Origin of the sequence: Sphingomonas parapaucimobilis NBRC 15100 (assembly GCF_000787715.1) — a bacterium.
Taxonomy (GTDB): Bacteria; Pseudomonadota; Alphaproteobacteria; order Sphingomonadales; family Sphingomonadaceae; genus Sphingomonas; species Sphingomonas parapaucimobilis.
This window is the reverse complement of sequence record NZ_BBPI01000034.1, coordinates 34,647-47,014: the sequence shown is the minus strand read 5'-3', so window position 1 is coordinate 47,014 and position 12,368 is coordinate 34,647. Positions and strand designations below refer to the sequence as shown.

The 12,368-nt window shown below is 67.4% G+C and carries 10 protein-coding genes; 4 read left to right on the top strand and 6 right to left on the bottom strand.

The features are described 5' to 3' along the window. Positions 1-15: 15 nt before the first annotated feature. The 4 genes from SP5_RS18435 to SP5_RS05765 all read right to left on the bottom strand — a co-directional run bounded on the left by SP5_RS18435 (position 16) and on the right by SP5_RS05765 (position 6,925). Complete coding sequence (locus tag SP5_RS18435; protein WP_052811424.1) at positions 16-540, bottom strand: helix-turn-helix domain-containing protein; 525 nt, start codon at positions 538-540, stop codon at positions 16-18. 186 nt (positions 541-726) lie between these two features. Next, the gene (locus SP5_RS05775) at positions 727-3,522 is read right to left on the bottom strand and encodes a TonB-dependent receptor (protein WP_042485423.1); all 2,796 of its coding nucleotides are present in this window, start codon (positions 3,520-3,522) and stop codon (positions 727-729) included. Positions 3,523-3,758: 236 nt separating this feature from the next. Then, positions 3,759-4,571: a ferredoxin--NADP reductase gene (locus SP5_RS05770; protein ID WP_042485421.1), complete on the bottom strand. Its 813-nt coding sequence runs from the start codon at positions 4,569-4,571 to the stop codon at positions 3,759-3,761. Positions 4,572-4,657: 86 nt separating this feature from the next. Continuing rightward, positions 4,658-6,925: a TonB-dependent siderophore receptor gene (locus SP5_RS05765; protein WP_084220578.1), complete on the bottom strand. Its 2,268-nt coding sequence runs from the start codon at positions 6,923-6,925 to the stop codon at positions 4,658-4,660. Positions 6,926-7,063: 138 nt separating this feature from the next. On the opposite strand from SP5_RS05765, the gene SP5_RS05760 reads away from it, so the two are divergent. Genes SP5_RS05760 through SP5_RS19030 form a run of 3 tightly spaced genes read left to right on the top strand, consistent with a single transcriptional unit; the run spans position 7,064 to position 9,253 of the window. Further along, entirely contained in the window at positions 7,064-7,330 is a 267-nt protein-coding gene (locus tag SP5_RS05760) for a hypothetical protein (protein WP_042485416.1), read from the top strand. Beyond that, entirely contained in the window at positions 7,327-8,886 is a 1,560-nt protein-coding gene (locus SP5_RS05755; protein WP_042485413.1) for a PepSY-associated TM helix domain-containing protein, read from the top strand. Before SP5_RS05760 ends, SP5_RS05755 begins: the two co-directional genes overlap by 4 nt. Continuing rightward, entirely contained in the window at positions 8,879-9,253 is a 375-nt protein-coding gene (locus SP5_RS19030; protein ID WP_139330457.1) for a DUF3325 family protein, read from the top strand. The genes SP5_RS05755 and SP5_RS19030 overlap by 8 nt, the downstream gene beginning before the upstream one ends. Here the strand turns inward: SP5_RS19030 and SP5_RS05750 are convergent. Continuing rightward, positions 9,159-10,094 carry a glutaminase gene (locus tag SP5_RS05750; RefSeq protein WP_042485410.1) on the bottom strand — a complete coding sequence of 312 codons (936 nt, stop codon included), beginning with the start codon at positions 10,092-10,094 and terminating at the stop codon, positions 9,159-9,161. The two genes, SP5_RS19030 and SP5_RS05750, sit on opposite strands and share 95 nt — an antisense overlap. Before the next feature lie 116 nt (positions 10,095-10,210). Here SP5_RS05750 and SP5_RS05745 point away from each other — a divergent pair, with 116 nt between their 5' ends. Further along, positions 10,211-11,503: an MFS transporter gene (locus tag SP5_RS05745; protein WP_042485406.1), complete on the top strand. Its 1,293-nt coding sequence runs from the start codon at positions 10,211-10,213 to the stop codon at positions 11,501-11,503. Here the strand turns inward: SP5_RS05745 and SP5_RS05740 are convergent. Then, positions 11,461-12,216 carry a DeoR/GlpR family DNA-binding transcription regulator gene (locus tag SP5_RS05740; RefSeq protein ID WP_042485403.1) on the bottom strand — a complete coding sequence of 252 codons (756 nt, stop codon included), beginning with the start codon at positions 12,214-12,216 and terminating at the stop codon, positions 11,461-11,463. The two genes, SP5_RS05745 and SP5_RS05740, sit on opposite strands and share 43 nt — an antisense overlap. Positions 12,217-12,368: the final 152 nt, after the last annotated feature.

Below are 12,368 nucleotides of genomic sequence, written 5' to 3'. Positions count from 1 at the left end.
CCTTGCCTTCACCCGTCAGGCGACGGGTCTGGTGGGCATCGCCGGGCGCATGGCGATCCGCTCGACCAGCGGGCGCAGCCCCTCCAGCCATTGCCGGACCGAGGCGCGCGTCCCCTCGCTCAGGCTCAGCAGCGCCAGCCGACGATCGGTCGGATGCGGCGTGCTGTGGAACATCCCCATCGATACCAGCATGTTGATCCAGCGGACGGCCGTGGTGCGCGGCACGCCCGAGGCACGGTAACAGGCGCTGGTTTCCACACTGCGTCCCGCTTCTTCCTCCAGGAAGATGAACAGCAGCATGTCGAAGGCCGGATCGGCGAACAGATCCGGGTTCAGGAACTCCCCGATCCCCTCACGCGCGGCGCGCAGGATCGAACCGATATCGGCCGGACTGATGCGCTTGTCATGATCCTGACGAACCATCGACTCCACGGCGGCGAGTTCGTCCCGAATTCGGCGGAGGCGATCGTCGATCGCATCCCCCAGATCGTCGACCTGCCCGTCATAACGGTCACGCGTGACCTCTCCGCCTCGATCCATGTACCCCCCGCTATCGACGCTGGCCGACATCACTTCATCGAATTTATTCCGTTTCCATCGCAGCGCCGCAATTCCCAAAGGGGCGGGATGCCAACGAAATTAGTCTAGGTTAACCAAAATCTTATAAAGGCGATCCCAAATTGGTCCCGGTTCGGATGTGTTTCGCCCGAAAAAGGGCGCGATCTTTCAAAAGAAGAGCTTGCGGATCGACAATCGGACAGTCCGGCCCAGCGGATCGAGATAGCCCGGCTGATAGCCGATCGGCACGGTCCCGTTGGCATCGGTCACGCGCTGCCGCTGGTTGAACAGATTGTCGAACGACAGGCTGACCCGCGTTCCGCGCAGCCAGGGATGCGCCTTCAACAGGTCCAGCCGCTGGCCCAGATCGGCGAACAGGCGCAGGTCGACCGTCGCCAGGCTGCCGAAATCGAGCGCCTGCGGATTGGCGGGGGTGCCGCCATTGACCCGCGTCGCGCTCTGCCAGTTGCCCGACAGGCGCACGCCGATGCCGTTGTTGGAATAGCCCGCCTGTGCCTGGAGCTGATGGCGCGAGGTCCCGCCGCTCGACCCGATCGCATCGCCGCGCAGCAGATCGAGCACCGGGCCGCCCTCGGCCACCGTCACGCGGTCGGCAAAGGTCCAGGTGTGATAGAGCGCGAACTGCACGCGTCCGCCGCCACCGCCGCGTCCGCCACCAAAGCCGCCGCCCCGGAAACCGCCGCCGCCCGGGCCGCCACCGGGACCACCTGCGCCGGGACCACCCTGCCCCTCGCGGCGCGGGCCTTCGCCGTCGCCGCGACGGCCGGGAAAGTTCAGCCCGGCAAAGGGATTGGGGCCGGTCCCGGCGCGGAACGCCTCCAACTCCTTCTGGATCTTCGACTTGATCGGCTTGGAGAAGTTGAAGCCCCAGCGCAGCTGCGACCGCTCGGTGTTCGCAAAGTTGATCGGGCGCGAATCGACACGCAGCAGGTTGCCCGCGGCATCACGCGCAAAGCGGTCGGGGAACGCCGCCTCGATCGCGGCGGTCGGCGTCGGGAAGGACGCGATCGGATCGTCGGTGTCGATCCGGTAGTAATTGGCGGTCAGGTTGATATCACGGTCGCGCCACGGCTTGAGCGTCAGGCCCAGCTTCATGACGTGGCGATTGTCCGCGACCAGATTCGGATTGCCGCCCGTCACCGCCGTGATCGTCGCGGTCGTGCCGCGCACATAATCGAACAGACGGACATTGGGCGTGGTGATCGACGGGTTGCCGAGTTGCTGCGCGGTGGGGGCGTCCTCCTGATCGGTCCAGGAGGCGATGACGCGCACCCCCTCCAGCGGCGACCAGTTGGCGCCGTAACCGACCGTGGTCAGCGTGCCGAAGTCCGACAGGTGATCCGCCCCGACATTCAGGTTCAGCGACAGGTCGCCGATCGCGCTCAGGACCTGGCGGTTACGATTTGCGATCGGCAGGTCCAGATTGGCCTGGCCGTTGACGATGTCGCGCGAGACGTCGCCGGTCTGGAAGATGCCGAACCGGGTCGAGCTGCTGGAGAAATCGCTGGTCTGCCCGCCGACCTTCACGCTGGCCTGCACATCGCCCGCGGGCAGCGCGAAAACCCGGCCGTTGAGCAGCGCATCGACCTGTCCCGACGAAGAGGTCGACCGCGCGAAATTGCGCGCCGCCAGACCCAGCCCGTCGAGCGGTCCGTAAGGATTGGCGGTCGGATCACCCGCATTCAGGCGCGCCTGCAACCCCGCCACGTCCAGCCCGGTATCGGTCGCCACCCGGCTCTCGGCCCGGTCATAGGCGCCCGTCACCGACCAGCGCCACCGGCCCAGATCGCCGTTGAACACCGTGCCCAGGTGGGCGGTCAGCCCGGTATTGTTCTGGACAAGCGGGCCATAGGCATCGGTCAACCGGCTGACCGTCGCGGCGGCCCCGAACGGCGAATAGGGGTTGCCCGCAGGCAGCACCAGATTGGCCGAGGGCAGGCCGTTCCAGCTGTTGCTCTGCGTCGTCTGCACCTCGGCATTGAACGAGGCGGAGACCTTGTCGAAGATGTTGCGCGAATAGACGATATTGGCGTCCCATTGCCGCTGCGCCGATTGCAGCGTGCGATAGGGGGTGACGTCGGTGCTCGTCGCCGGGCTGCCCGCGAGCTGCGCCAGCGACGGCGCGGCGGTCAGGCCGCCGGGGATACCCACCACGCTGGGGCTGGTGCCGGTCAGCGCGGCGAGGCTAGGGTCGGCGGTGACGATATTGCCGCCCAGCGAGGCGTTCGAGCCGGGTGCGATGATGCCGCGCTCGGCCTCGGTCAGCCGCGAGGTGTTGGAAAAATCGGTGTGGATGCTCAGCCGCTTGTCGCGGCGGATCTGCAACCAGTCGAGCCTGCCCTGCTCCATCGCCGAGCCGCCCTGCGTCGGCACCTTGCCGATCGCCTCGGCCGCCAGCGAACGGAAGCGCGGGCGCAGCACGAAGTTCACGACCTTCTGGTCGGCGCGATAGCCATATTTCAGCGCGACTTCCTCGGGAAAGATGTCGACGCGCTGGATCGCCTCGGTCGGCAGGTCGCGAATTTCCTGGAAGCCCGCGATACGGCGACCGTTGAGCAGGATCACCGGCGATCCGCCGCGCCCGCTGGTCGTCTGCGGCGCGAGTTCGGTGAGCAGGTCGGAGACGCTCGACACGCCATAGGAGCGGATATCGGCGGGGCTCAACTGCTGGTCGGGCGGGATGTCGCCGATGACCTTGCCCGGTTCGCGCCGCGCAGTGACGACGACGTCGGGTTCGGCCTCCTCGCCGTCCTCCTCCGCCTCTGGTTGTGCCTGGGTCCGGGTCGGGCTGGTCGTCTGCCCTTGCGGTATCGCGGTCGCGGAGACGGCAGGCGCGGCCGTCGTCGAGGGGGGCGGGGCCTGCGGCGCAGGCTCGGTCGAGACCTGCGCCTGCGCGATCGCCGGCATCGCACTCGCCAGCATCAAACCCGCCCAAAGCCGCATGTCCGTCCCTTTTCCCTTGTCCGAGGCTTTGGGCGTTAGGACGCAAATGTCGCACAAATGTGCCGCCCGTGGCGACAAATGTCGCGGGGGCGATGCAGGGAGGTTATCGGTATTCCTCCCCTGCAAGGGGAGGGGGACCATGCGCAGCATGGTGGAGGGGTGCCGCCCTCTGGATAACTGAACACCCCTCCGTCAGGGCTTCGCCCTGCCACCTCTCCTTCCAGGGGAGGAAAGGATCAGCCCGCGAACGCCTTTTCGATCACATACGCACCCGGTTGCGCGTTAGAGCCTTCGGGAAAGCCCATTTCCTCGAACTTGGCGCCCAGCGACTTGATCATCTCCATGCTGCCGCACATCATGATCCGGTCGGTTTCCGGGTTGAAGCCATGCGCGCTGGGCAGGCCGGCGAACAACCGGCCGTCCTCGATCAGCGCGTCGATGCGGCCCGTGGTGTGGAACGGCTCGCGCGTGACGGTGGGCACATAGTGGAACTTCTCCTGCGCCACATCGCCGACCAGCGGATCGTCGGCCAGCTTGCCCGCCAGCTCGTCATGGAACGCCAGGTCACTGACCCGGCGGACCGAGTGGACGATCACGACCTCGTCGAACATGTCATAGATGTCCGGGTCACGCGCCACCGACAGGAAGGGCGCAAGGCCGGTGCCGGTCGACAGCATGAACAGCCGCTTGCCGGGCAGCAGCGCGTCGGCGACCAGCGTGCCGGTCGGCTTGCGCCCCAGATAGATGTTGTCGCCGGGCTGCACCTTTTGCAGCTTGCTGGTCAGCGGGCCGTCCTCGACCTTGATCGACAGGAAGTCGAGCTTTTCGTCATAGGACGGGCTGGCGACCGAATAGGCGCGAAGCAGCGGCTTGCCGTTGTCGCCCTGGAGGCCGATCATCACGAACTCGCCCGAACGGAAACGGAAGCTGTCGGGGCGCGAGACCGAGAACGAAAACAGATGCTCGTTCCAGTGATGGACGCTCTGGACCGTCTCGACGCTCAGCGCCGTGGTCGGGGTCAGTTCGGGCAGGGCGGTATCGGTCGACAAACCTCAAAACTCCTTTGCGCCCCGGCCCCGCCGATCGGTCGGCGGGCGGGACGGACACGTCAAATGCGAATGAATCGGATGCGCCCTTACCAAGAATAGCGCAGGCTGCCTACAAAGGTCCGCGATGCCCCGTAATAGCAGCCATTGTTGAAGAAACAGCTGGTGATGTGGCGCTTGTCGAACAGATTGGCGACATTGGCAGTCAGGGTCAGCCCCTCCATCGCCGGGCTGACCCGGCCGAGATCGTAACCCAGCATCAGGTCGGCCAGCCAGTAATCGGGCGACTGGAAGCGGCGGACGACGGTGCGGCCCGACGCCACGGTGGTCGCGGTCCCGTCCGATTCGCCGACATAGCGTATCCCTGCGCCCAGGCTCAGGCCGCCAAGGGCATTGCCCACGCCCGCCTTGCCCAGATCATAGGACAGGAAGCTCGACGCGCTCCATTGCGGCACGCCCAGGGGCCGCGTGCCGGTGACGCCGCTCATCTGGTCGCGGGTGCCGACCACGGGTGTGCCCTGCCGGACATAGGGATCGTTATAGGTGGCGGCGACCACCACGTCGAAGCCGGGCGCGACCGTACCGCGACCGTCCAGTTCGATCCCGCGCACCGAGACTTCGCCGATCTGGACCTGCGAATTGCTGGGGATATTGCCTGTGCCCGCGCGCGGATCGGCGACCGGCACGTTGCGGCGGCGCAGGTCGAAGGCGGACAGGGTGAACAAGGCGGTCGTGCCGCGCGGCTGATACTTCAGCCCCGCCTCATATTGGCGGCCCGTGACGGGGATGAAGTTGCTGCCGTCCCAGGTGCTGCCCGCCTGCGGCTCGAAGCTCTCGGAATAGCTGACGAAGGGCGAAAGGCCGATCTTGGTCTCGTACAGCGCGCCCAGCCGCGTGGTGAACGCCGTCTGGTTCAGGCGGCTGACGGCGTTGGTGTTCAGATTCTGTGTCGTCTGGTTGTACGTGTCCCAGCGCCCGCTGGCGATCAGTTGCAGCCCGCCGATCGCGATCTGGTCCTGCAGATACACGCCGACCTGATCGCGCTTGGTGTAATTGTGCGTCTGGGTGATCGGGAAGGTCGGCAGCGGCACGCCGTAAACCGGCGCGAACAGGCTGAGGTTCGGGATGTTGAACACCGGGTTCGCATTCTGTCCGGTGTAGAAGGCCTGGTAATTCTCACCGCGATTATGCTGCCAGTCGACGCCGCCCAGGATGGTGTGGCGGACCGGGCCGGTGTCGAGCTTGCCGACCAGGTGATTGTCGATGGTGAAGGTCTGGAACGCTTCGTCCGACCCGCCGCCGCCCCGCTGGAGCGTCGAGAAATCGCTGTTGGCGTTCGCGCCCGTCCCGCGCGTGACATAGCCCGACCCGTAGATCTGCCGGTAATGCAGCCCGATCGCGAGATAGCGGGCGTTGGTGGTCCAGCTCAGCCGGTCGTTCAGATCGTGGCGGAACAGGATCGTCGCCGATTTCTGCGTCCGGTCGAACGCCTCATAGGACGGCTCCGACGTGTTGAAATCGACCGGCAGCACGCCGAACGGATTGGGCAGCGCCGAGCCATAGACCGGCACGCCGCTATACGACCCCGATTCGGGATCGCGTTGGTAGTTGAGGATCAACGTCACGCTGGTCGCCTTGTCGGGCGCGAAGGTCAGCATGGGGCGCGCATAATAGCGGCGATTGGCGGTCCGCTGGATGAAGCCGTCCGACTCCTCGGCGCCCGCGATCATCCGGAACAGCCAGCGGTCGTTCGCGTCGAGCGGCTGGTTTACGTCGATGCTGGAGCGCAGCAGCGCGTAATTGCCCGCCGCCAGCTCGATCCGCCCGCCCGGTCCCGCATAAGGCAGCTTGCTGGTCAGGTTGATGAGGCCGCCCGGCGTGCCCGAGCCATAGGTGACGCCCGCAGGCCCCTTCACCACATCGACCGATTCGACCAGATGGAAATCGACCTGCGGGCTGGCATAGACCCCGCCCAGCAGCCGCATCCCGTCCATGAACACCCCCGGCGCGAAGCCGCGCAGGAACAGCTGGTCGTAGCGGGTGGCGACATTGCCGCGCTGATTGGGTGCGACGCCCGCGACATAGCCGAGCGCCTGGTTGATCGACAGCGCATTGCGCCGGGTCAGCTCATCCTGGTCGATCACGGTGATGCTCTGCGCCGTCGCGATCAGCGGCACATCGGTCTTGGTGCCCGACGACGCGCTCGTCTTCTCGCGCTGTCCCTCGACCACGATATCCTCGTTGCGCAGCCGCTGCTGATCCTCGTCGGACAGGGTCCGCGCATGGGCGGGAAGCGCGCTGCCCAGCATTCCCCCGGTGGCGCACGCTGCCAGCAGCGCTCCGCGAAGTGCGCGCATAAATTTACTCCCTGCTATTGATAGTGACTCTCAAACTCCGCTAAAGGGATGACATCAACATGACAAGGGGCAACGTGGGTGCCATCGGGCCAAGCCATTGATGAAGAAGCCGGACGCCGCTGGCGAACCGGATTCGCCATGGCGTGGCGCTGGATCACCGCGATTGTCGGCGGCTATGGTTTTGCGGTCGCGGCGGCGATGCTGACCGCGCGCCTGCTCCCCGCTCCCGATGCGACGGCGCGGGTCGAGGCGACCGGCTGGCCGATGATCCTGTCCTTCCTGCTCTATGCCGGGGTCGGGCTCTGGTCGCTGCACGAGGCTCGGCTGGGCCGGGTCAGCGCGGTGATCTGGGGCGGAGCGCTGGCGATGGCGGTGGCGCTCAAATTGCTGGGCGTGCGCGCATGAGCGACAAGACCGTACAACCGGGTTGGCGGCAGAGCATGGCCTGGGCGCATGGCTGGCTGGGGCTGATCGCCGGGTGGATCCTGTTCACCATGTTCCTGACCGGCACCTCGGCCTATTTCCGGCCCGAGATCACCCGCTGGATGCAGCCCGAAATCCACGCCGAGGCCGCGTCACCGGCCCAGGCGGCGGATTCGGCCACGCGCTATCTGTCGCGGGTCGGCCCGGACGACCTGCAATGGTATATCTACCTGCCCGACGCGCGCACGGTCGCGACCCGCATCTTCCGCATCCCCGCCAAGCCCGATCCCAGGATACGCGGCAACGAACTGGACCTCGATCCGGTCAGCGGAGCCCCCCTGAACGCGCGCGACACCAGGGGCGGCGAGCATTTCTATCGCTTCCATTTCCAGCTTCAGCTGCCGCACCCCTGGGGTCGCTGGCTGGCGGGGCTGTGCGCGATGGCGATGCTGGGCGCGATCATCTCGGGCGTGATCACCCACAAGCGTATCTTCGCCGACTTCTTCACCCTGCGCTGGAACAAGGGGCAGCGCAGCTGGCTCGACGCGCATAACGTCTCGGCGGTGCTCGGCCTGCCCTATCATGCGATGATCACCTATACCGGACTGATCACGCTGGTGACGATGTACATGCCCTGGCCGGTGTTGACGAACTATGCCTCGCCCGCCCAGTTCATGCAGACCGCCTATGGCACCCCCGCCGACGTGCCCGCCAGCGGCGTGCGGCGTCCGCTGGTCGCGATCGCGCCTTTGGTGCGCGATGCGGAACGGCGGCTGGGCGGTCCCGCCACCCGCGTCATCGTCCAGAATCCCGGCGATGCGGCGGCCCGCGTCACCATCGCGCAAGGAAAGCGGGGTGCGATCAATTCGCGCACGCCCACCGCCACCTATGACGGTGCGACCGGCCGCCTGCTCAGCCGCAGCGGCGATGCCGCCGTCGCGATCGACACGGCGGGCGTCATGCTGGGCCTGCATTTGGCCGGTTTCGCCGGACCCGCCCTGCGCTGGGCCTATTTCGTCATGGGGCTGACCGGCGCGGCGATGGTCGGCACCGGCCTGCTGCTATGGACCGCCAAGCGGCGCAAGCCGGGTGCGGCCCCCTTTTTCGGCCTGAAGCTGGCCGAGCGACTGAACATCGCGGTGATCGCCGCTTTCCCGGCGGGCATGGCGGCCTATCTGCTTGCCAACCGGCTGATCCCGGCCACGCTGGAGGGGCGCGCCGATATGGAAGTATCGGCGATGTTCTGGACCTGGGGTCTGCTTGCGATCGCGCAGCTCGGCCTGCCCACGCGGCGCGCCTGGACGGTGTTGTTCGGTGTCGCCGCCGTCTTCTGGGGCGCGATTCCGCTGGTCAACGCGCTGACCACCTCACGCTGGCTGATCCCTTCGCTGCTCGACGGCGACCAGTTGTTCGTCGCCTTCGACCTGTCCTGTCTCGCCATCGGCATCGGCTTTGCCGTCGCCGCGCGGATCAGCGCCCGCCCCGCCGCCCGTACTCCCACACGGACCCGCCGTTCCCTGGAGCCTTTCCATGCTTGATACGATCGCCCTTTGCTTTGTCGGCTTCTGGCTGCTCGCCGCCGGGTCCTATCGCCATGCCAAAGAGGCGGGGACGCTGCATGACGCGCGGCTGCGAATGGGCCTGAAGCTGCTCGGCGGCGCGGTGCTGCTGCTGGCGCTGTCGGGTTGCGGCACGGGCGTCACGGGCGAGCGGATCGTGCGAATGTTCGGCGCCGCCTCGATCGCCGGGGTCGCGCTCAACCTGATCCTGTCGGTGCGCGCGCAGGCGGCCTTTGCGCCCTTGCGCGCCGTCAACCGGCTTGCGGGTCGAACACGGACCAGCCGGTCCGCTGCACCAGCCGTTCGAGCGCCAGCGTACCAAGCTGCGAATTCCCGCGCGCGTTGAGGCCGGGCGACCACACGGCGATCGAGGCGCGGCCGGGCACGATCGCCAATATACCGCCGCCCACCCCCGACTTGCCCGGCAGGCCGACCCGGAACGCAAATTCGCCCGACCCGTCATAATGGCCGCAGCTCATCATCAGCGCGTTGATCCGCCGCGCCCGCTGCGGTGACACGACCGAGCGCCCCGTCCCCGGGTTGATGCCCCGCGCCATCAGGTAGCGCCCGGCCAGCGCCAGCTGCCGACAGCTCATGGCCAGCGCGCAGAAATGGAAATAGACGCCGAGCACCCGGTCCACCGGATGATGGAGATTGCCGAAGGCGCGCATATAATGGGCCAGCGCCTGGTTGCGGTGGCCGGTTTCCATCTCGGCCTGCGCCACGGCGGCGTCGATGACGATATCGTCCTCCCCCGCCAGCGCACGGACGAAGCGCAGCATCTCACCAATCGCCTCACGCGGCTCGTACCCGCCCAGCAGCACATCGGCGACGACGATCGCGCCCGCATTGATGAACGGATTGCGCGGGATGCCGTGTTCGGTCTCCAGCTGCACGATCGAGTTGAACGCGGTGCCCGAAGGCTCGCGCCCGACCCGCCGCCACAACTGGTCGCCGACCGCGCCCAGCGCGAGGGTCAGCGCGAAGACCTTGGAGATGCTCTGGATCGAAAAGCTTTCCTCGGCGTCGCCCGCCAGATGGCACCCACCGTCCGCCTCGACGATGGCGATGCCGAAACGCTGGGGGTCGATGCCCGCCAGCGCGGGGATGTAATCGGCCGGTGTGCCCCGGTCGGGGGCCTCCGCCATCTCGGCGGCGATATCGGCGACGATCTCGGACAGGTCCATGCCCCCGTGGTGCCGTGCGCGGGCCGCTTTGTCGAGCGCCGCGAACCCGTCACAAACCCACGCTAGGGAGCCGTCGCTTCCTCCCCAAGCCCCCAAGACGGACCGACATCGACATCATGCGCGAAAGGGACACCGCCCCGCCCGCCCCCGGCTTCTGGACGCTGGCCAGCGTCGAGGGGTGGGAGCGGTGCGCGATCCAGGGGGCGAAGTCGCTGCTGACCCTGTTCCTGGTCGCCGACCTGCTGGTGCATGGCCGGGGGGTGATCGGGCTGTCCGCCTTGCGCCGCGGGATCGAGGGCGTGACCGGGGCGCATGGCGACATCGCCTTCGCTTCGCAGCTTTACGGCCTGTATGGCGCGCTCACCTATCTGGTCCTGCCGCTGGGCGGCTGGATCGCGGATCGCAGCGGGCGGCGAAGGCTCGCCATGTATGTCGGCGCGGTGCTGATGACACTGGGGCTGCTGGCGCTGGCCAGCCGTAGCGGGGCGCTGCCGGGGCTGGCGCTGCTGATCGGCGGGATCGGGCTGCTCAAGGGCAATCTCGCCGCCGAAGCGGGGGCCTTGCGTGGGACAGCGGCGGGCGAGCGGCTCTATGCGGCCTATCTGGCGTTCCTGAACGGCGGCGCGCTGCTGGGGCCGCTGATCGGCGGCTGGCTGGCGCTGCGCTTCGGCTTCGCCGCCGCCTTTGTCGTCATGGCCGCCACCATGGTCGCGGCGATGCTGACCCTGCGCACCGCGCCGCCGGTTCGCCTGATCGAGGCCCGCACGGCGGACCATCGCGGCACCGACTGGCCGCGCGTCATCCTCGCCATCATCGCCGTGACATTGTGCTTTTGCGCCTATGAGCAACTCGACAACATGGTGCTGCTCTGGGCCGAACAGCGCGTCGACCTGACGCTCGGCACCATGACGATCCCGCCGAGCTGGCTGGCGGCGGCGGACGGGCTGTTCACCATCGCGCTGGCGCTGCTCGCCTATCGCCTTGGGTCGCGCCTTTGGCGTGAGCCGGGTCCGGCGATGAAGCTGGCGGCCGGAGGGATGGCGATGGCGATGGCCTATATCCTGCTCGCCTGGCTGTCCGGGGGTGCTGCGCGGGTCGGGCTGATCGGGCCGGTCTGCGCGATCGCATTGCTGTCGATCGGAGTCGTCTTGTCCTGGCCCTCGGCGCTGGCGATCATCGCCGCCGCCGCGCCGCCGTCACGGCGCGGGCTGATGACCGGGCTGTTCTACCTCCATGGCTTCGTCGCGCATCTGGTGGTGGGGCAGCTGGGCACGCTGTATCCACGCATGGACCAACCGCATTTCTGGGTGCTCCATGCCGGTTTCGGGATCGCGGGAGCCGGTGTCGCGCTGCTGATCCCGCGTGGTCAGGCGACCACCACCTCCACCCCGGCCAGCGCCTCGGCATAAGCGGGCGACAGGGGCGCATCGGTCACGAGCATCGCCACCGCGTCCAGCGCCGCCACCTGGATGGTGCCGGGACGGTCGAACTTGCTCTGGTCGGCGGCGATCAGCGTCCGGCGCGAGCGGGCGATCATCATCCGGCACAACGCCGCCTCACCCGCATGATAGTCGGCGAAACCATGGTCGAGATTGACCGATTCCACCGACAAGATGGCCAGCGCGGGCGTGAACATGCTCAAATACTCGCGCGCGGTGGCGTCGAAACAGGCGCGATACTCATAATCCATCTCGCCGCCCGCCAGCATGACGCGGTTGCCGTTGCGCCCGCCCAGCTCGGCGGCAACGCCGACCGCATTGGTCACGACGGTCAGCCCCTGATGATCGCGAAGCGCGCGCGCGACATAATGGCCGGTGGTGCTGGCATCGATATAGACGGCCTGTCCGTCCGCGACCACTTCGGCCACGGCGGCAGCGATCCGCTGCTTGGCCTCGGCATGGCGTTGCAGGCGGGTCGCGAAGGATCCCTCGGTCTCGACCTTGGCGATGCGCACCGCGCCGTGCGCGCGCACGACCGCGCCCGAGGTTTCCAGCACACGCAACTCGCGCCGCACCGTCTCCTCGGACACCGACAGCGCCTCGGCCAGTTCGCCGATACCGTGGAACCCGCCATCGGCAAGATACGCCACGATTTCGTGCTGGCGGCGTTGGCGTTTCATCATGTCTGGCAGGTCCTCTTTATGGGATCATGCTAACGCGTGACCATGTGGTCAGGAACCCCACACAAAACCGCCGACGGCACAAGGATGCGCCGTCGGCGTAGGTGCGCTCCGGTGCCCATGGGGGCGGGCACCGGATCGGGGAGAGGGTCAGG

Coding starts and splice junctions, on each gene's coding strand:
- SP5_RS05740 (WP_042485403.1), bottom strand. CDS start 12,216: ATGATGAAACGCCAACGCCGCCAGCACGAAATCGTGGCGTATCTTGCC.
- SP5_RS19030 (WP_139330457.1), top strand. CDS start 8,879: ATGCTTGATACGATCGCCCTTTGCTTTGTCGGCTTCTGGCTGCTCGCC.
- SP5_RS05755 (WP_042485413.1), top strand. CDS start 7,327: ATGAGCGACAAGACCGTACAACCGGGTTGGCGGCAGAGCATGGCCTGG.
- SP5_RS05760 (WP_042485416.1), top strand. CDS start 7,064: ATGGCGTGGCGCTGGATCACCGCGATTGTCGGCGGCTATGGTTTTGCG.
- SP5_RS18435 (WP_052811424.1), bottom strand. CDS start 540: ATGGATCGAGGCGGAGAGGTCACGCGTGACCGTTATGACGGGCAGGTC.
- SP5_RS05775 (WP_042485423.1), bottom strand. CDS start 3,522: ATGCGGCTTTGGGCGGGTTTGATGCTGGCGAGTGCGATGCCGGCGATC.
- SP5_RS05750 (WP_042485410.1), bottom strand. CDS start 10,094: ATGGACCTGTCCGAGATCGTCGCCGATATCGCCGCCGAGATGGCGGAG.
- SP5_RS05745 (WP_042485406.1), top strand. CDS start 10,211: ATGCGCGAAAGGGACACCGCCCCGCCCGCCCCCGGCTTCTGGACGCTG.
- SP5_RS05765 (WP_084220578.1), bottom strand. CDS start 6,925: ATGCGCGCACTTCGCGGAGCGCTGCTGGCAGCGTGCGCCACCGGGGGA.